We start from the raw sequence: 18,684 nt of genomic DNA on the forward strand, positions 1-18,684 counted from the left end.
CTTCAAAAAAGTTAATGCTTGTAATATATGGTAGATAATATATAATAATCAGTATATTGTTTTTTTATACATAGAGGAGGCGCGTAAATGGTAACGTTTTTTGCATCCGTGATTCTACTTTTTGCCGGATACGCGATTTATTCCAAAGTCGTTGAAAGATCATTTGGTATTGATGATGATAGGGAAACACCGGCTTATACCGTGAATGATGGGATGGACTTTGTCCCAATGAGTTGGTGGAAAGGATGGCTCATCCAGTTACTAAATATTGCTGGACTTGGCCCAGTTTTTGGTGCAGTAGCAGGTGCATTATATGGACCAGTTGCATTCATTTGGATAGTATTCGGATCTATTTTTGCAGGTGGTGTCCATGATTACTTTTCCGGAATGCTATCTTTAAAACATGGCGGTGCACAATTTCCAACAATTGTAGGGAAATATTTAGGCAACTTTGCTAGAAAAGCAATCACAGTTATTTCAATCGTGTTAATGGTCTTAGTTGCTGCAGCATTCACGGCAGGGCCTGCACAACTTATAGCTCAAATTACGCCAATCAGTTTTATGGGAGCGTTGGCTCTCGTTTTTGCCTACTTTATACTGGCGGCAATTCTTCCAATCAATAAAATTATCGGTAGAATTTACCCGGTTTTTGGAGCTATTCTTATTTTCATGGCGCTTGCAATAGCAGTCGCATTGGTTTTTGGAAGTGAACCAATACCGAACTTGACTCTGCAGAACTTGCATCCGGGGGACTTACCAATATGGCCGCTTTTAATGGTGACGATATCATGTGGTGCGATTTCGGGTTTTCACTCAACTCAAAGCCCGATCGTTTCACGGACGATGAAAAAGGAGTCAGAAGGTCGGAAAGTATTCTACGGTGCAATGATTGCTGAGGGTGTTATTGCCCTTATTTGGGCAGCTGCAGGAATGACGTTCTTCGGAGGAACTGGAGGACTACAAGCTGCACTAACAGCGGGTGGACCAGCGGGCGTTGTTAATGAGATTTCAATTTCATTATTAGGCACGGTCGGTGGAATTCTAGCCATTCTAGCGGTAATCATCTTACCAATCACAACAGGGGACACCGCACTTCGTTCTTCACGGATGATTGTGACCGAGACGATTTCCAAATGGGTGAATCCCGACAAAAAAGTAATTGTGCTTGGAATTACAATCGCACTCGGAATACCGATGTTTTTATTATCAACAATTGACTATACATTCCTATGGCGTTATGTCGGATGGACGAACCAGCTATCCGCGACAATCATGTTATGGACTGCCGTTTCATATTTAATGAAGGCGGATAAAAATCATTATATTGCTGGAATACCAGCATTATTCATGACGGGTGTAGTATGTACATACATATTTTACGCACCGGAAGGCTTAAACATGGATTATACAATATCAATTATCATCGGTTCAACATTAACTGCGGTTGTTACTGCAGTATATGCTTGGAAAATTATCCAGCATAAAAGAGTAAGGATGAACAGGTCTTACTGAAATAATAATCAATCAAATTAAAATAAACACCGGACAAGTTAGAGTTGAAATTCTAACTTGCCCGGTGTTTTTCTATGGCAAAATCTAGCGATGAATGTAAGGGCTAGTTTTATATTAAGTTAACTCATCCTTAAAGTGGTGAGGGTGTTTGTTTATTGTTCCGCAGTATCATCACCGTACTAATTAAAACGATGAGTATGAAAGCAACGGAAAGTGTCCCGTATTGGAAACGAATATTCGCTTGGTTGGCAATCTTACCAATTCCGTCTAGCACTATCGGCGATAAAAATTGGCCCAAAAATGTAAAACTTGACGTCACAGCAATTGCTTGGTCAGCTTGATGGAATGGCACGCTATCGAGCGCTTTTAGTACAAGTATTGGAAATAAAGAACCTTGTCCAAATCCAATCAAACAGACGCTTACTATGATAAGAGGTACGCTATGTGTAAATGTTAATAAGAGAAAAGCAACGGCCATCCCTAACAGCATGATTGGAATTACAAGTTTTTTGAATGCAGATTCAATTTGAACGAGGAATAAGCTCGTAATCATCCCGCCAACAGTCGTGAAGGATATGACTGTTCCCGCAAGTGTTGTTCCACCTAAATTACTTTGTTCTAAGTAAATTGCGATGTTTGTAGCGATTGAATAATAGGCTAACATAATCCCGCCCATTGCTAGTGCATAGCCAAATACAGCGAGTGGGAGTCTGGTTTTCTTCTCATTTTTCCGTGGTTTTTGAAGTTCACCCTTAGGTAGATAGAAGAAAACCAATATTAAGATGAAGAGTCCTAAAAAGTACACATTAAAAGGAACGCGCCAGCCGAATGTCGCTAGCCAACCCGCGAGTAACATCGTCAAAATCCCGCCTAAATTACTAAAAGCCGAGTTATAGCCCATCATTTTGGTCCGTTCTTTCCCTTGAAAATAGTCATTGATAAGTGACATTGATAAAGGCATAACAAGTCCGACACCAGCACCTAAAATTAAACGAAAGAGTAATAGTACTTCAATACTCGTTGCAATTTGCGGACCAATACCACCCACTAAGTAAATGAGTAACCCAATCAGGATAATTGTTCTTTTCGGTAATTTCGAGGTCAAATAGCTAGATAGAAATGAAAATGGAATAATCATGATAGAGGGAGCAGTCAAGATGAGTTTAATCATCGTTGGACTTGCCTCAGGAAAAGCTTTGGCAATGAGTCCAAGTGCAGGCGAAATTGCAGCACCCGCCATCACTGTCGCCATGCCGATCGATAAAATTGTTGGTTTTAGCATTTTATTAATAGTAATCTCATCCCTTTATTAAAAATTAAAAAGCATTAAGGAGATCAGTTCATTGATCTCTTTTTTGTAACTTATCTATATTGATTGTCGCTTCTTTATAAACTTTCTGTATCGTCTCTAACTCAGTTTCTGAGATGTCGTCAAATACTAAGTTCATCATTTCTCGCCCTTCGTTTTGAAGCTCTTTAAGGATTTTGCTTCCTTTATCAGTCAAGTCTAGGTGAACAACCCGACGATCTTGTTCATTCCGTAATCGAGAAATATAGCCATTTTCAATCAATATATTGGAAGCAGTAGTGACTGCCCCGGCAGTGATATGTAAAGAATTTGCCAACTCGGACATTTTCAAGGGTCCATTTTGTTCAAGCAAATACATAATCCGTGATTGTGATCCTGGAAAGGTCTTCGCATAAATATCTTTCCAAAGATATTCCACTTTTCTTGATAATTGCCAGAATAGAACCTCAAAGTTTCGTAAACTTTCTTTTCGATCCATTCTTACCATCCTCCTCACTTACTTTAACAAATATATACTTTAATGATTAAACCTCTTAAGAGCTTACGGTGAATCGAGAAATATGTCAATGAATTACAGTGGAATACATAAAAAGAAAGTATTCAAATCAGTTCCATTTCTTTAAACCATTCATGCAAAACATCAAGTGGTTAATTTTATGTTATTTTGTAGCCAATTAAATTTGTCTCATTTGTGTCCTTTCAGGAATTAAAAGTCTATATAGAAAATGAACCACCCAAGGCCTAACCAAAAGCTTTCGAGCTAATAAATGAAAACCCCGATTGAGATCAGGGGGGTATTCATATTTATATCAGTGAGAGGAGATTGAACACGACCACTATGTTTCCACAATTCCGCTTCAAATTACCCTTCTTTAACAATGTGTGGGCAGTGAATGAAAGGATTTCCAAAACGTATGAAAAGTACCTGTCCTGGTGGGGTGATAAATTTAAAAGTAGGGTTCGTTGGCTGAAATTCAAAGGGGATATTCTTTCCACTGCTTAGTGTAAACTTATGAAAATAAACAAGAAAAAATATGACCGGATTGAGGATTTGTCTTTGCACGTCCTGACAGTGCAAAATGCCCGGACAAGTGTAGCAAATTCTGCTGAAGGAGAAACGCAAACTTCCCTCTCTACAGAAGGTAATTTGCCCCTACCAATAACCTAAGAGGATAAGAGTATTAAGAATATATAGATTGAGAAGGATCTCGACGTTGTATCTGTCATTCTGGTTAAAGTTATTTCGTGGGGTAAGTAATTGAATAAGTCTTTATCTAGGTGGAAAAGTTTGTGAAATGCCACAAAGGGTATGTAAAAGTAATTGAAATAAAGGTGGGTGAGTGAGATTGGGTAAGGTTAGAAAAAGGCGAATGACAAAGAGAAAACGAATGATTATGTGGACAGCTATAGGCGTATATTTTACTGTGTATATCGGCGTTATTATATATCATACATATAAGCAGTTACCGAAAGGCATTAGTTATGAAGGAGAACTTCGGAAGACGGAAGACATCGAGGTTTTTACGGATTTGACGTATGCCAAGAACCAAGATGGAGACGGTACGGTCCACGAGAATTATATATTCGATGAGGTTTATTCGATGATTGAAGCGGCAGAGGAATTTGTTGTATTGGATTTATTTTTAATGGATCATTATGTGGATCAAGATATAGAATTTCCAAAGATTGCGGAGACATTAACAACAAAGCTTCTTGATAAAAAGAAAGAAAATCCTAAGATGAAAATCGTGTTTATAACAGACCCACTTAATACGGGGTATGGATCCTATGAGTCTAAGTGGTTTAAGAAGTTAGTAGACGCAGGTGTAGAAGTTGTGTATACAGATCTTGACCAATTAAGAGATTCAATGCCACTTTATTCTGGTTTGTACAGGACATTATTCCGTTGGGGAGATATTGGTGGTAAGAGCTGGATACCAAATGCGATGTCGTCTGAAGCGCCAAAGCTTAGGCTGGCTTCTTACGTTACACTAATGAATGTTAAAGCTAACCATCGGAAAGTGATTGTGACGGAACAGGCGGGCCTTGTGAGTTCGTCCAACCCTCATGATGCCAGTGGCTTCCATGGTAATGTTGCGCTGAAAGTATCGGGGACGATTATTAATGATTTACTAGAAGCGGAAGAAGCTGTTTTTAACTATTCAACAGGTCAAACAGGTCAGACGCTTCCTCGTATTGAAGTACAAGAAACAAATGAAGGTCAATACAGAGTTCAATATGTAACTGAACAGAAGATTAAAGACGTACTTTTAAAAAATCTAACATCCGCTGAAAAAGGGGACCGGGTTCGGATTGGGATGTATTTTATTGCTGAGCCTGATGTTGTGAAAGCATTAACTAAAGCAGCAAAGCGCGGGGTTGAAATAAAACTCATTTTAGATCCAAATGAGAATTCTTTTGGGAATGACAAATCAGGTCTTCCGAATCGTCCTGTTGTTCAGAAGCTATTAGAAGACAGTGAAGAAACAATCGAAGTTCGTTGGTATAACACAGTAGTTGGCCAGTACCATACGAAGCTGATCATGATTGAAAAAGGAGAGACAGTCAATATTTTAAACGGTTCTGCAAATTTAACAGAGCGAACGCTAGATAATTATAATCTTGAAAGTGATCTACATGTGATTGCACCTAAGGATAGTGAACTAGTAAAAGAATTAGATGCCTATTTTGAACGTCTATGGAAAAATGAAGATGCCCTTTATACGCTTGATGTAAACGAATACCAAAGTGCGATGACGCGCCCACAACGTGTGATTTATGCATTGCAAGAGTGGTTAAAATTGACGTCTTATTAAGAAGTTAAATAGGAAATAAGAAATAAGAAAGACACCCTTCATGAAATATTGTGAAGGGTGTCTTTTGCTAAAAAGATAGAGATTAAGTTAGGGCGTTGTGTTATTTTTTGTTAAATTAAGTGCAAATAATAATCCCAATATGTAGCCGTAAATTATGTGACCTATCATCCAATATGAAAATGAAGGAATACTAGTAAATTCAGGTGTTCTGTCAGAAAATGTAGTTGTAGGAAATAATGCGATGCCTATTATAAAACAGACGAAGGTACTTAGGAAAATTATTTTCTTATGAGAGGAAATTTTTCGATAAACAATTAGTATGTACAAACAAACTGCTAAAGCAATCGAGACAATTTGATGGAAGCCGACTTCAATGAGTTCAGGAAAGACAAACGTCTTGACGTAAGGTATATAATCGACGTTTAATAAGAGCGTGTAAACTTTGTAATGAGTGAAGTACTCTACAACTTTTAAAAATAAAGCTAAGAATAAACCTGAAATCAGTCCATATAAAACGGCTATTTGTAACCCTTTCTTTGTTAAATGCATTCTATCACTCCTAGTGCATATTTAATTCCATTTAAGTACATGATGTTTAGATACCTTCATAATATAGGAAAGCTATAGCAGGGTAAAAAAAAGGAGTAGATACTGATGAATGAAAAAAAGATAGCACTGAAAATCCTGAAAGAGAGCGCTGTTGGAACAATGGCAACGATTCAGCAAAACAAGCCTCACACAAGGTATATGACGTTTTTCAGTGACGAGTTTACACTTTATACCGCAACATCAAAACATACTGAGAAAGTGGACGAGCTTGAAGTAAATCCGCACACACATATCTTAATCGGATACGAAGGAAAAGGTATGGGTGACGAATATCTTGAAATAGAAGGTACTGTCGCTATTTCCGACGATGAAAGTGTAAAAGAGAAAGTATGGAATAAGCATTTGGAGCCGTGGTTCAGTGGTCCTGAGGATCCCAATCTTGTCATATTGAAAGTTTCACCCGATTCAATTCGGTTGATGAATAAAAAAGGGGAGGATCCAATAGAAATTACATCGTGAGCATGGGGTCAAAGCGTTAGGGTCTAGTATATTTTAAAATTAAACACCTTACAATAATTATTGTAAGGTGTTTAATTTGTCTTCTGATTCAATTGTTATTCGGATTGTAAATTGTTGAATTCGTCGATTGCACGCAACCAATTATCCCTCATTACAGAGGAAACTGTTGCTGTGTTTCCTTCTTTCATTAAGTCAATGATCTGGTCGTGTTCTTTGATAGACTGTTGGGTCAAGACAATCGAGTTGTGGAAGAATAATCTACTCACATGAGCTTGTAGCGAAGCAATCATTGAAATAATATAGGGATTATTTGCTGTATCGACAATGATCTGATGAAATTCTTCATCTATTTTTATCGCAGAAAAATAATCTTGTGCGTGCACCGCTTCACTAAAGCGTTTATTCGTACTTTCTAGTAGTGAAATCGTCTCGTCACTGAGAAGCGGGATTGCAAGTTCTGCAGACAATGCCTGTAGTGCCGCCAGCGGAGGTAGAAGTTCAGTAATCGATTCCTTTTCTACAGCCGTTACTTGCGTCGCTTTCCCAGGGAACATTTCTACAAATCCTTGAACTTCAAGTAGTTGCAAAGATTCGCGGATAGGTGTTCTACTTACACCCAGGGCTTTTGCAAGTTCTATGTCGTTCAGTTTTTCACCAGGAAGCAACGTTCCGTCAATAATCCATTGTTGAATTTGGATGAACGCGCTTTCTTTAGCAGTTTTACGAATTGGCTTCGCATGGTCATTAGGTACTGGCATTTTTCATCACCATCCATTATAAGACATTAACTATAGTATACAGGAAAACGGGTACTGATGATATATTGCATTTCACTATTAATTTGTTAGTGAGGAATGATCTTCAGAAATAGTTATATTGCCGTCGAAATCGACTATGATTCGATTATGATTAAACAACTCTATTTCGAGTGGACATGTTATGCTCATATTTCGGGAAAAGTACCATCTTCTGTTGGGTGGTACGAGAATAATATACCAATCCTCTGCTCCTAAAAAGTTAAGTGATTCTGACTTAATGGGATTATCATTACGACTTTGTATCCCAAGCTTTGCTATCTTTTTAGCAGTATTCATTACAAACGGGGTAGTAATGCTAATTTCGCTAATATCTAAGATAGAAGAAGTACTAAAATCACCGATAACTTTCCGATATCTCCGCCCTATGAATTCAACGACATTTCCCGCAGGATCCTCGAAATAAATGGCATCTGCATCAAAGCTCTTATAATAATGTTCGTCTCTTCCATCTTCAAGGTTTAAAAATACTCGACCATCCAACCAGTTTTTTGCAGACTCCATCTGATTACCATATATGTTAAACGCAAAATGATAAGCAGCAGGCTCGTCGCTATGAATAAATGTAAGGGTAGACTCACCGCCTTGGATTGTGAAACTATTCATTGTAGATTCGAGAAGCGGAAATTCTAGATCATTCAAATAAAAGTGCTGAACTTTTTTTAGTTTGTTGGTGTACAGTATGATGGATTTAAAAATCACCTTCACCTCCTGAACTATTCTATTGAAAGGGAAGTGCCAACTCTTAATGAGGAGAGCCTTCCAAAAACGATTAAGTCGCTACCTAACATAGCTAGAAATGGTCGTCATATCTTAATTAGCTTTAAAATTATAAATTGGTTTGATAATCTCGAGTACATCGACAGTCTCGCCGATATTGCGAATAATGTCCTCCATCTTTTTGTAAGCGAAAGGGGACTCGTCAACGGTAGCTTTTGTTACGGATGTGCTCCATACATCTTTCATCGTATCTTCAAATTCAGCCACAGTTACTTCTCGCTTAGCTTGTGAGCGACTCATAGTTCTACCTGCACCGTGTGGACCTGAGTAGTTCCAATCAGGATTACCTTTTCCGCGGCAAATCAGGGAGCCGTCTCGCATGTTCATAGGGATTATTACGATTTCACCAGCTTGTGCTGAAATAGCGCCTTTACGAAGGATCATATTGTCGAGGTCCACGTAATTATGAATTGTATCGAATTCAGAAATCGTCTTCCAGCCCATAGATTCAATAATTACTTCCGCCATTGTTTTTCTGTTCAGCGCTGCATATTGTTGAGCAATATTCACATCATGCAAATAATTTTGCATGTTTTCACCTTCGACATAGGCCATATCTTTGGTCATTGCTGGCTTCTCTTTCTTTTTGAAAAGTGAATCGACCGCAACTTTTTGGTAATGGTCAGATACTAATTTTCCTGGATTACGGCTTCCAGAGTGAATGACAAGATAAATACTCCCATCTTCTCCTTCATTAAGTTCTATGAAGTGATTTCCGCCGCCTAGCGTACCAATACTTACCCGGGCTCTGTTTTCATTAATAGGTGCAATAAACTTATCAAAAGGAATACTGGCTGCGTTTATATGCGCTTTCTTACGTACGTTCATACCGCTAGGGACATTTCTTCGAATGATTTGATCGAGGTTATTGAAATTAATTTGCTCTTTATCTACATCTAATTTAACGCAAATCATGCCACAACCCAAATCTACTCCTACAAAGTTAGGGACAATTTTGTCTGTAATGGTCATAGTTGTCCCGATGGTGCAGCCCTTTCCAGCGTGAAGGTCGGGCATCATTCGAATTTTTGAGTCATTTAAAAACTCCAGATTACACAGCTCATACACTTGTTGTTTTGCTGTTTCTTCTATTTCATCTGAGAAAACAACTGCTTCATTATACTTACCTTTAATTTTAATCAATAATATCCCTCTTTCATTATATTTTACGTTTATACATAAGTGATATGTCATTATCTTTTACGGTGGACCCGTAAGATAGCACTTCAGATTGGAAAATAAAGCCGCGAGCTTCATAAAACGGTATTGCGTAATTATTTCCTTTGGCCACGGCAACCCATTGTTCTTTAGCGCCGTATTTGTGCTTTTGTATTTTCGTGAAGAAGTTGAGAAGTCTTGTGCCAATACCGGCCCCGCGCATGTCAGGATCTAAATAAAACACGTATACTTCGCCGCTATCTACCGTTATCATGCCGCCACCAATAACACCGACAATAGTGTTTCCGATTTCAGCTACCAAATATCCGTGCCATTTCTTATCAATTGAGACGATTTCCAGTTCAATGCGTTGCAAGTTGTAATATTGCTCTATTAGTTCTTGAATATAGTCTTCTGAGAACAATTTTCCATACGTAAACCACTGGCTCGCTACTAGTACGTCCGAAATTCCTTGCACGTCTCTTATAGTAGATTGCCTAATTACTATCGAATCCAAGCTGTTCACCCCGTGTCTGTAATATAACGACGATGTTCTGTAACATAAAGTGAAGATTTTTGTAATCTCCCTGTAACATGAACCTGTTATGCTCATTATAGTCTAAAAAACGTGAGGAGTAATGTATTTGAAAAAAGTATTCACAGCACTTCTAGTTGCATCAGCGGTTTTAATTGGTGGAGCAGCAGAAAGTTCAGCAGCCTCAGAGCACTCAGTAAAAAAAGGTGATTCATTATATAAGATATCAGGGATACACGGGGTTTCCGTTTCAAACTTAATGAACTGGAATAACTTGAAGTCAACTGTAATTTATCCAAATCAAAAATTGGTTGTTGGAAGTAAGACGGTTAAATCTAGTGCTAGTAAGACAACTAAGTCTAGTGCATCTGCTACAGTTTACAAGGTTAAAAGAGGAGATTCGCTCTCTAAAATAGCCAAGATGTACAAGGTATCCGTCTCAAATCTAAAATCATGGAACAACTTAACTTCAACGATTATTTATCCAAATCAAGCGTTGAGCGTTAAGGGTAGTGCAAGCGCAGCTCAGAAATCAACAGTTGCACCAAAAGCCGCTGCTAAGTCAGCACCGAAAGCAGCTGCGAAGGCTAAACCAAAAGCAACACAAAAAACACCGTCACGATCAAACGAACCTGAGGGGAAGAAATCATTTACGGTAAGTGCCACAGCATATACTGCTAGTTGTACTGGATGTTCTGGAATAACGAAAACAGGTATTAACTTAAAGAAAAATCCTGGTATGAAAGTTATTGCAGTAGATCCAAGTGTCATCAAACTAGGAACGAAAGTACATGTTGAAGGTTACGGATATGCAGTCGCAGGTGATATCGGCGGGGCAATTAAAGGAAATAAAATCGATGTATTCATTCCAACGAAAAACGCTGCCTATAAATGGGGACGTAAAAACGTGAAAATAACGATTCTAGATTAATAGTAAGAGTTAAGAGAGTTTGCTAGCCATTCAATGGTTAGCAAACTCTTTTTTTGAAATGTAATGTGTTAGGCTTATTTGTAATATAAGCGGCTTTTTGAATTACACTTATAATTTACTAGTAATCAAGCAATCTTCAGTCGAAGCGTTGATATTCAGTGAGAATTAAGCGTAATGTGTTAAATAATATTTCTTTTTTGTATTCTAACTGATACAATTGTAATAATTGAAACAAACCTCAAAAAGAAAGTGTGAAGTAGTTGAATAAAAGAAGACTTATGATAACCATCGTTGTATTAATAGGCGTTCCATTATTTATTTGGATCCAATTTTTCGAGGTTCCAAATAAAGTGAAAATTGGGGAGGCTATAACACAACAAGATCCAGAAACGCACCAGTTCCAAGATGTGACTTCATTTGAAGATCCTTATATGGGCGATAGTTCGAATATAGGGGGGCTCTTTCAGGCGTTGCCTTTAAATCAAGATAGAGGGACTTTGGAAATGGATTCCGAGTCATTCTCACTTATTGTAAATTATAATACAACGACTGCTGATCTTGGGATTAAAGCAGAGCAAGGCGTAATCTATAACACAACTGCAGCCTTTACACTTATCGGAAATCTACAAACAGTCGAGATGCGTTTTGAAGACAAGTCATATACTGTAACGCGAGAGAATGTTGAAAAGTGGTTCGGGACAACTCTTGTAGACTTTAAGGATCCTGAAATGTTTAAGGAGAAGGTTCAAGACAAACTTAAACAAGCAAGTATTGATGATTGGATAATGGTTTATACAGAAGGAGAATCATAATTGGATATCGTTATTGTGACAGGTGCTTCGAAAGGGATTGGGTTTGAAATTTCGCAACAGTTGGAAGCAAAAGGAAAGAAAGTGATTGGGATTGCAAGGACTATGCCGGAAGATAGGGCTGGTTTTGTTAGTGCGGACCTTTCTGATACGGATTGTCTTGAAAATCTAATTACATCAATAATTGATGAGCATATTGAAATTGCCACTTCGTTTACACTTATTAATAACGCAGGAATCGTCGATCCAATTGGATTGATAGGTTCTGTTCAAGCGGAAGTAATTGCAAAAGCAATTGCAGTTAATTTAACCGCACCAATGCTAATTACCAATGCGTTTATTTCAAGACTCGAGAACTTCGAGAACAAGAAGCGAATCGTTAACATTTCCTCAGGAGCAGGACGTAACGCATATGAAGGTTGGGGAACTTATTGCACAACGAAAGCAGGGCTAGACCATTTTAGCCGTGTGGTCGCACTCGAACAAGCAACTGCAAAGTATCCAATTGAAATCGTTGCAATCGCACCCGGTATTATAGACACAGGTATGCAAGAAACGATTCGTGCAAGTGGTGCAGATGCATTCCCACTTCTAGACCGGTTTATTGACTATAAAGAAAAAGGTCTACTAAGTAGTGCAGAAGAAACGGCACAGAAACTCATTGCATTTATGGAAAATGAAGACTTCAAAGCGGTAGGACCAATTGTTGATATTAGAGATTATTAAAAACGTATGGGCAATAGAATGATAGAAATCGTTTATTTAATATTAAAATAAAAAACAGACAGCCAATTCAACTGGAATTGGCTGTTTGTTTTCGTATATTTATTTGAATTTATTTTTTAAAATAAAATCAAGACTGGGACACCATTGAGTTTTTACATAAAGTCTACCTATTTCGTTAGCCTTGGCTCTTCGAATGCTCTCATCTTTTCAAGTGCAATAAGAAATGGAGGGTTATTTTGTTGATTTAGAACTTCATATTTAGCGACGTTAACATCTGCTTGATGAAGGGTTTTTACATAGTCAAGAAGTGCGTCTCCTTCAGTTTTTCCACCATCATGTCCAGTGTACACTGAAATTGCGATGGTGCCACTTTTTCTCAACATACCTAGTAGTGTATGTACGGCTTTAATGGTTGTTTCTGGTTTGGTGACGATTGATGAATCAATACCATGTGGTAAATAGCCAAGATTGAAAATTGCGCCGCTGATTGGTTTGTTTACATATTTTTGAACGTTATCATGGCTGTCCAAAATCAGTGACACGCGGCTTGTTAATTCGCCAAGACGTTCTGCCGTCGATTCGAGCGCAGCCTTTTGAATGTCAAAAGCATAAACATGACCTTTTTCACCGACATGTTCTGCTAAGAAAAGTGTATCGACACCATTACCTGCAGTCGCATCGACTACAAGTTCACCGGGTTTTATTGTTTCCGCAAGTACTTGTCTTGCGAAAGGGAGGACTCTCAAAATTTTCATGTTAAACTTGCTGCTCCTTTAAAGTATTTTCCTTGCCAGCTGTTGCGTCGTTCTAGTTCTTTATCAATCCCGTTTAATACTTCCCACTTTGTGACACTCCACATAGGGCCAATCATGAGTTCAATTGGACCATCGCCTGTAATTCGGTGAACAATCATATCGGGTGGAAGTATTTCGAGTTGATCTGCAACTAGGCTAATGTACTCGTCTTTTTCAAGAAATTCTAGCACGCCTTTTTCGTATTGCTTTACCATTGGCGTCCCTTTTAATAAGTGAAGTAAATGGATTTTAATCCCTTGCACATCAAGTTTCGCAACTTCGCGTGCGGTTTCCATCATCATGTCATGATCTTCCATTGGAAGTCCATTAATAATATGGCTACAAACGCGAATCCCATGTTTTCGAAGTTTATTGACGCCTTCAACATAAGTTGGATAGTCATGTGCTCGATTTATTAGATTGGCTGTTTTTTCGTGTACGGTTTGTAGGCCAAGTTCAACCCATAAATATGTACGCTCATTTAATTCTGCTAAATATTCAACGACATCATCTGGTAAACAGTCGGGTCGTGTGGCAATCGAAATGCCGATAACATCATCTTGCGCAAGGGCAGCTTCAAATTTCTCTTTTAATTTAGCAAGTGGTGCATGTGTATTTGTGTAAGCTTGGAAATAGGCCATTGGTTTACCGTCTTTCCATTTCTTATGCATCCGCTCACGAATTTCCGCAAACTGTACATCAATGGGGTCTACTCGGTCTCCCGCGAAATCTCCAGATCCTGCAACACTACAAAATGTACAACCACCAAATGCGACAGTACCGTCACGATTCGGGCAGTCAAAACCTGCATCTAATGCGACTTTGAAAACCTTGAAACCAAATTCATCTTTTAAATAACGTGACCATGTATAATATCGTTTTCCTTCAGTTGGAAATGGCAGATTTAACTTGTCCAATTTATTCACTCCTCTAAAGGGACATTGTATCATGTTTAATGATGGGTATACCATTAGATTGGTGTTTTAAGACTCCTGAACTGAATTGAAAGTTGTTCAGAGTTTTGAGTAAAATATTCAGATGTGTTCCTTTCATTGCAAGATTGAGAGAACTTTGTTTTAATTGAGTAGAGAATAGTAAGAAAAAAGATTCGAGGGGGGCATTACTAATGAAACCAATATATACATCTGCAAAGGAAGCGATTGCAGAAATTCAGGATGGCGCGACAATAATGGTTGGAGGATTCGGGCTCGTTGGGATTCCGGAACAGCTTATATTGGCGTTAGTTGAAAAAGGTGTGAAAGACCTAACCGTAATATCTAATAATTGTGGAGTCGATGAGTGGGGACTTGGACTTCTATTAAAAGAAAAACAAATTAAAAAAATGATAGGTTCTTATGTTGGTGAAAACAAAGAGTTTGAGCGGCAAGTCCTTTCGGGCGAAATCGAAGTCGACTTAACACCACAAGGGACGCTTGCTGAAAAAATTCGTGCAGGTGGAGCTGGAATACCAGCATTTTATACGCCCGCGGGTGTTGGAACGACAGTTGCAGATGGGAAAGAAATCCGTGTGTTTGACGGGAAAGAATATGTTCTTGAAGAAGCACTTCGAGCGGAATTTTCATTAATTCGCGCGGCAAAGGCTGATAAGTTCGGAAACCTAATTTATAATAAAACAGCACAAAACTTTAACCCGATGATGGCTGCGGCGGGGGCTATTACCATTGCAGAAGTTGAGGAGATTGTCGAAACCGGCGATCTAGATCCACAAACGATTCATACACCAAGTATTTACGTTCAAGGGCTTTTACAAGCGAAGCAAGAAAAACGAATTGAGCGTCTAACGACTCGAAAGTGAATGGAAAGGGGACTGCTTACAATGGGACAAGTTAATTTTAGGGAACGAATCGCAAAGCGCGCGGAAAAAGAAATTGAAGATGGGAACTATGTCAACCTCGGAATTGGTATGCCGACGCTTGTCGCGAATTATATTTCTGATGATAAAACGGTGGTACTTCAGTCGGAAAATGGGCTTCTAGGAATTGGGCCATTCCCGACAGAAGATGAAGTGGACCCTGATTTAATAAATGCGGGGAAAGAAACAGTCACATCCATTCCTGGTTCAGCATTCTTTACTAGTGCTGAATCATTTGCGATGATTCGCGGGGGACATGTTGACGTTGCAATTCTTGGCGCAATGGAAGTATCCGAAAAGGGTGACCTTGCGAACTGGATGATTCCGGGGAAGATGATAAAAGGTATGGGCGGCGCGATGGACCTTGTTCACGGTGCTAAAAAAATCATCGTAATTATGGATCATGTTGCAAGAGATGGATCTGCTAAAATTAAGAGAGAATGTGAACTGCCGTTAACAGGGAAAGGGGTCGTGCACAAGATTATTACGGAACGTGCATCGATTGAAATCACTCCTGAGGGAATGATACTAAAAGAAGTGTTTGAAGGATTCACTGTGCAAGATGTGATTGATTCGACAGATGTCGATTTAATTACGAAGGATGTTGTTGAAAACGTTAAGTTGTAGTTGTGAAATGTCGTATATTCGGGTAAGCTAGAATAAATAGTAATGGCAGTGATGAGGAGTAGTAATCTATAGGCGTCACATTTAGAGAGTCGGCGGGTGGTGCAAGCCGATTGTGACGTATTGAGATGAACTCACCTCAGAGCCTGTATGAGTGAAATTTAGTAGCTTATACCGTTTTCCGCGTTAAGGTTACAAGTTGGACGGTTTACCGTCAATTTGGGTGGCACCGCGGGAGTTTGTAGACAAATCTCGTCCCTTAGATTATTAAGGGACGGGATTTTTTCTTTATAACGTCCCAAATTGTAAATTTAAGGATGACCTTATAAGCGCAACTACGGCTCTGCTGTCACCTAGAGGCTCGGCAATCACCGAGTTTTCTTTATTTTGAAGGAGGAGTTTTTGTTGGGTTATAATCATGGACAAATTGAGAAGAAATGGCAAAACTATTGGAAAGAAAATAAAACGTATAAAATGATTGATAATCCGTCACAACCAAAGTTTTATGCACTGGATATGTTCCCATACCCATCAGGTTCAGGACTACATGTTGGGCATCCGCTTGGTTACATCGCGACGGACATTATTAGTTCATTCAAAAGGAAACAAGGGTATAATGTGCTCCATCCAATGGGGTGGGATGCATTCGGTTTACCAGCGGAGCAGTACGCAATCGACACGGGTAATGACCCCGCTGAATTTACGGCTAAAAACATCGCAACATTTAAAAGACAAATGCAGGATCTCGGATTTTCCTATGACTGGGATCGTGAAATAAATACGACAGATCCATCTTATTATAAATGGACACAATGGATTTTCATTCAGCTTTATAATAAAGGGCTTGCGTATATTGATGAAGTTGATGTCAATTGGTGTCCGGCGCTCGGAACTGTACTTGCGAACGAAGAAATCATCGACGGTTTATCTGAACGGGGTGGACATCCAGTTGAACGCCGTCCGATGCGTCAATGGGTGTTGCGTATAACGAATTATGCAGATCGTCTACTTGAGGATTTAGAAGACCTTGATTGGCCTGAGAGTTTGAAGGATATGCAACGCAACTGGATTGGACGTTCTGAGGGGGCGCAGCTCACTTTTGAAGTAGAAGGTACAGATTATTCTTTTGAAGCGTTTACGACACGTCCAGACACGATTTTCGGCGCAACGTATGCAGTGCTTGCTCCTGAACATAAGTTAGTTGCTAAGATTACGACACCTGAGCAAAAAGAAGCGGTTGCTGCGTATTTAGATGAAGTAAAACTGAAAAGTGATTTAGAAAGAACTGATCTTGCAGACGAGAAAACGGGTGTATTCACAGGTTGTTACGCCATTAACCCTGCAAGTGGCGAGAAAATGCCGATTTGGATTGCTGATTACGTTTTAGTGTCATACGGAACTGGCGCGATTATGGCTGTACCTGCGCATGATGAGCGTGACTATGAGTTTGCGACGAAGTTCGAGCTTCCGATTGTTGAAGTTGTTTCGGGCGGAGATATTTCTAAAGAAGCTTATGTCGGTAATGGTACTCATATTAACTCAGGTTTCCTAGATGGCCTTGGGCAAGATGAAGCGATTGAAAAAGCAATTGCTTGGTTTGTAGAAAAAGGAACAGGTGAAAAGAAAGTAACGTACCGTCTTCGCGATTGGTTATTTTCAAGACAGCGTTATTGGGGAGAGCCGATTCCGATTATTCACTGGGAAGATGGCACGATGACTACTGTAGATGAAGCTGATTTACCACTTGAATTGCCAGTGACTGACAATATTAAACCGAGTGGAACAGGTGAATCACCTTTAGCAAATATCGAAGAGTGGATCAATGTAACTGATCCTGAAACAGGAATGAAAGGTCGTCGTGAAACAAATACGATGCCGCAGTGGGCTGGAAGCTGCTGGTATTACCTTCGCTATATAGATCCACATAACGATGAAATGGTGATTGACCCTGAATTAGCAAAACGCTGGTTACCGGTAGATACATACGTCGGCGGTGCAGAACACGCGGTACTTCACTTACTGTACGCACGTTTTTGGCACAAAGTGCTATATGATATCGGTGTAGTTCACACGAAAGAACCGTTCCAGAAATTGTTCAACCAAGGTATGATACTTGGGGAAGGCAATGAAAAAATGTCGAAATCAATTGGTAACGTTGTTAACCCGGATGATATTGTATTTTCACACGGAGCTGATTCACTTCGTCTTTATGAAATGTTCATGGGGCCGTTGGAATCATCGAAGGCGTGGACGACAAATGGCCTTGACGGAGCACGTCGTTTCCTAGATCGTATTTGGAGATTATTTGTTGATGAAGAAGGAAAACTAAGTTCGAAAATTAACGGAGAATCTGGCGGAGAACTTGAAAAGGTTTACCACCAAACTGTTAAGAAAGTGACGGAAGACTACGAGGGAATGCGTAATAATACTGCCATTTCTCAGCTTATGGTATTCATTAACGAAAGTTATAAAGCAGAGTCTGTCCCAACGGAATATGCTGAAGGATTCCTGAAGATGCTTTCACCAGTTGTGCCACATATTGCGGAAGAACTGTGGGAGTTGCTAGGTCATAACGAAACAATCACATATGAAGCTTGGCCTACGTATGAAGAATCGAAACTTGTTGATGAGACAGTTGAAATCGCTGTTCAAATTAACGGAAAAGTTCGTGCTAGAATAGTCGTTGATAAAGATAGCACAAAAGCAGAACTTGAAAAAATTGCGCTAGAAGATGATGAAGTGAAAGCATTTTTAGCAGGTAAACAAGTGAAGAAAGTCATCGGAATTCCAGGAAGGCTCGTGAACATCGTAGCACCTGGTTAAGAAGAGGAAAACCGCGGAAGAGCTAAGGGCTCTCCCGCGGTTTTTTTGTTTGAAATGATGAGTCAAAGGTCCTCGCTTGCAAGCGAACATGTTCTGGGTGCAAGGAATGGA

Annotated in this window: 18 protein-coding genes and 1 other annotated feature; of the genes, 9 read left to right on the plus strand and 9 right to left on the minus strand. The window is 39.3% G+C overall.

Going from position 1 to position 18,684, the window contains the following annotated elements; all coding sequences use genetic code 11:
- The first annotated feature begins 87 nt into the window (after positions 1–87).
- A complete protein-coding gene (locus KSU66_RS14395; RefSeq protein WP_269052163.1) occupies positions 88–1,512 on the plus strand; it encodes a carbon starvation CstA family protein in 1,425 nt (474 codons plus the stop codon).
- A 130-nt stretch (positions 1,513–1,642) separates the two neighbouring features.
- On the opposite strand, the gene KSU66_RS14400 is transcribed toward KSU66_RS14395, so the two are convergent.
- On the minus strand, positions 1,643–2,794 hold the full coding sequence (locus KSU66_RS14400) for an MFS transporter (protein ID WP_269052164.1): 1,152 nt from the start codon (positions 2,792–2,794) through the stop codon (positions 1,643–1,645).
- A 58-nt stretch (positions 2,795–2,852) separates the two neighbouring features.
- On the minus strand, positions 2,853–3,299 hold the full coding sequence (locus tag KSU66_RS14405; RefSeq protein ID WP_269052165.1) for a MarR family winged helix-turn-helix transcriptional regulator: 447 nt from the start codon (positions 3,297–3,299) through the stop codon (positions 2,853–2,855).
- A gap of 892 nt (positions 3,300–4,191) precedes the next feature.
- On the opposite strand from KSU66_RS14405, the gene KSU66_RS14410 reads away from it, so the two are divergent.
- On the plus strand, positions 4,192–5,637 hold the full coding sequence (locus tag KSU66_RS14410) for a phospholipase D family protein (RefSeq protein ID WP_269052166.1): 1,446 nt from the start codon (positions 4,192–4,194) through the stop codon (positions 5,635–5,637).
- 87 nt (positions 5,638–5,724) lie between these two features.
- Here KSU66_RS14410 and KSU66_RS14415 read toward each other — a convergent pair whose 3' ends face one another.
- Positions 5,725–6,186 (minus strand): hypothetical protein, encoded by a 462-nt coding sequence (locus KSU66_RS14415; RefSeq protein ID WP_269052167.1) that lies wholly within the window; start codon positions 6,184–6,186, stop codon positions 5,725–5,727.
- Between the two features lie 105 nt (positions 6,187–6,291).
- Here KSU66_RS14415 and KSU66_RS14420 point away from each other — a divergent pair, with 105 nt between their 5' ends.
- Positions 6,292–6,705 carry a pyridoxamine 5'-phosphate oxidase family protein gene (locus tag KSU66_RS14420; protein WP_269052168.1) on the plus strand — a complete coding sequence of 138 codons (414 nt, stop codon included), beginning with the start codon at positions 6,292–6,294 and terminating at the stop codon, positions 6,703–6,705.
- A gap of 95 nt (positions 6,706–6,800) precedes the next feature.
- Here the strand turns inward: KSU66_RS14420 and KSU66_RS14425 are convergent, their stop codons facing one another.
- The 4 genes from KSU66_RS14425 to KSU66_RS14440 all read right to left on the minus strand — a co-directional run bounded on the left by KSU66_RS14425 (position 6,801) and on the right by KSU66_RS14440 (position 9,975).
- On the minus strand, positions 6,801–7,463 hold the full coding sequence (locus KSU66_RS14425; protein ID WP_269052169.1) for a GntR family transcriptional regulator: 663 nt from the start codon (positions 7,461–7,463) through the stop codon (positions 6,801–6,803).
- Positions 7,464–7,541: 78 nt separating this feature from the next.
- Complete coding sequence (locus tag KSU66_RS14430) at positions 7,542–8,126, minus strand: hypothetical protein (RefSeq protein ID WP_269052170.1); 585 nt, start codon at positions 8,124–8,126, stop codon at positions 7,542–7,544.
- A 207-nt stretch (positions 8,127–8,333) separates the two neighbouring features.
- Positions 8,334–9,443, minus strand: a complete 1,110-nt coding sequence (locus KSU66_RS14435; RefSeq protein WP_269052171.1) for an RtcB family protein — start codon at positions 9,441–9,443, stop codon at positions 8,334–8,336.
- A 16-nt stretch (positions 9,444–9,459) separates the two neighbouring features.
- Positions 9,460–9,975: a GNAT family N-acetyltransferase gene (locus tag KSU66_RS14440; RefSeq protein WP_269052172.1), complete on the minus strand. Its 516-nt coding sequence runs from the start codon at positions 9,973–9,975 to the stop codon at positions 9,460–9,462.
- Between the two features lie 121 nt (positions 9,976–10,096).
- On the opposite strand from KSU66_RS14440, the gene KSU66_RS14445 reads away from it, so the two are divergent.
- The 3 genes from KSU66_RS14445 to KSU66_RS14455 all read left to right on the plus strand — a co-directional run bounded on the left by KSU66_RS14445 (position 10,097) and on the right by KSU66_RS14455 (position 12,459).
- Complete coding sequence (locus KSU66_RS14445) at positions 10,097–10,924, plus strand: LysM peptidoglycan-binding domain-containing protein (protein WP_443028980.1); 828 nt, start codon at positions 10,097–10,099, stop codon at positions 10,922–10,924.
- A gap of 260 nt (positions 10,925–11,184) precedes the next feature.
- The gene (locus tag KSU66_RS14450; RefSeq protein WP_269052174.1) at positions 11,185–11,736 is read left to right on the plus strand and encodes a DUF4825 domain-containing protein; all 552 of its coding nucleotides are present in this window, start codon (positions 11,185–11,187) and stop codon (positions 11,734–11,736) included.
- Entirely contained in the window at positions 11,737–12,459 is a 723-nt protein-coding gene (locus tag KSU66_RS14455) for an SDR family NAD(P)-dependent oxidoreductase (protein WP_269052175.1), read from the plus strand. It abuts the gene before it with no gap.
- A gap of 167 nt (positions 12,460–12,626) precedes the next feature.
- Here KSU66_RS14455 and KSU66_RS14460 read toward each other — a convergent pair whose 3' ends face one another.
- On the minus strand, positions 12,627–13,214 hold the full coding sequence (locus KSU66_RS14460; protein WP_269052176.1) for a class I SAM-dependent methyltransferase: 588 nt from the start codon (positions 13,212–13,214) through the stop codon (positions 12,627–12,629).
- Positions 13,211–14,203, minus strand: a complete 993-nt coding sequence (locus KSU66_RS14465; RefSeq protein WP_443028981.1) for a TIGR01212 family radical SAM protein — start codon at positions 14,201–14,203, stop codon at positions 13,211–13,213. The genes KSU66_RS14460 and KSU66_RS14465 overlap by 4 nt, the downstream gene beginning before the upstream one ends.
- Positions 14,204–14,379: 176 nt before the next feature.
- On the opposite strand from KSU66_RS14465, the gene KSU66_RS14470 reads away from it, so the two are divergent.
- The 3 genes from KSU66_RS14470 (at position 14,380) to leuS (ending at position 18,573) form a co-directional block, all read left to right on the plus strand.
- The gene (locus tag KSU66_RS14470) at positions 14,380–15,069 is read left to right on the plus strand and encodes a CoA transferase subunit A (RefSeq protein ID WP_269052178.1); all 690 of its coding nucleotides are present in this window, start codon (positions 14,380–14,382) and stop codon (positions 15,067–15,069) included.
- 21 nt (positions 15,070–15,090) lie between these two features.
- Positions 15,091–15,753, plus strand: a complete 663-nt coding sequence (locus KSU66_RS14475; protein WP_269052179.1) for a 3-oxoacid CoA-transferase subunit B — start codon at positions 15,091–15,093, stop codon at positions 15,751–15,753.
- A 39-nt stretch (positions 15,754–15,792) separates the two neighbouring features.
- Positions 15,793–16,013, plus strand: a binding site (T-box leader).
- A gap of 142 nt (positions 16,014–16,155) precedes the next feature.
- Positions 16,156–18,573, plus strand: coding sequence for a leucine--tRNA ligase (leuS, locus tag KSU66_RS14480; RefSeq protein ID WP_269052180.1), 2,418 nt, complete (start codon positions 16,156–16,158; stop codon positions 18,571–18,573).
- Positions 18,574–18,684: the final 111 nt, after the last annotated feature.

The sequence above is a fragment of the Sporosarcina sp. G11-34 genome (genome assembly GCF_026931025.1).

Bases quoted from the DNA above. Each gene is read 5' to 3' on its own strand.
- KSU66_RS14430 (WP_269052170.1), bottom strand. From the start codon at position 8,126: ATGAATAGTTTCACAATCCAAGGCGGTGAGTCTACCCTTACATTTATT.
- KSU66_RS14475 (WP_269052179.1), top strand. From the start codon at position 15,091: ATGGGACAAGTTAATTTTAGGGAACGAATCGCAAAGCGCGCGGAAAAA.
- KSU66_RS14405 (WP_269052165.1), bottom strand. From the start codon at position 3,299: ATGGATCGAAAAGAAAGTTTACGAAACTTTGAGGTTCTATTCTGGCAA.
- KSU66_RS14470 (WP_269052178.1), top strand. From the start codon at position 14,380: ATGAAACCAATATATACATCTGCAAAGGAAGCGATTGCAGAAATTCAG.
- KSU66_RS14415 (WP_269052167.1), bottom strand. From the start codon at position 6,186: ATGCATTTAACAAAGAAAGGGTTACAAATAGCCGTTTTATATGGACTG.
- KSU66_RS14400 (WP_269052164.1), bottom strand. From the start codon at position 2,794: ATGCTAAAACCAACAATTTTATCGATCGGCATGGCGACAGTGATGGCG.
- KSU66_RS14425 (WP_269052169.1), bottom strand. From the start codon at position 7,463: ATGCCAGTACCTAATGACCATGCGAAGCCAATTCGTAAAACTGCTAAA.
- KSU66_RS14410 (WP_269052166.1), top strand. From the start codon at position 4,192: ATGACAAAGAGAAAACGAATGATTATGTGGACAGCTATAGGCGTATAT.
- KSU66_RS14420 (WP_269052168.1), top strand. From the start codon at position 6,292: ATGAATGAAAAAAAGATAGCACTGAAAATCCTGAAAGAGAGCGCTGTT.
- KSU66_RS14395 (WP_269052163.1), top strand. From the start codon at position 88: ATGGTAACGTTTTTTGCATCCGTGATTCTACTTTTTGCCGGATACGCG.
- KSU66_RS14460 (WP_269052176.1), bottom strand. From the start codon at position 13,214: ATGAAAATTTTGAGAGTCCTCCCTTTCGCAAGACAAGTACTTGCGGAA.
- KSU66_RS14445 (WP_443028980.1), top strand. From the start codon at position 10,097: ATGTATTTGAAAAAAGTATTCACAGCACTTCTAGTTGCATCAGCGGTT.
- KSU66_RS14465 (WP_443028981.1), bottom strand. From the start codon at position 14,203: ATGATACAATGTCCCTTTAGAGGAGTGAATAAATTGGACAAGTTAAAT.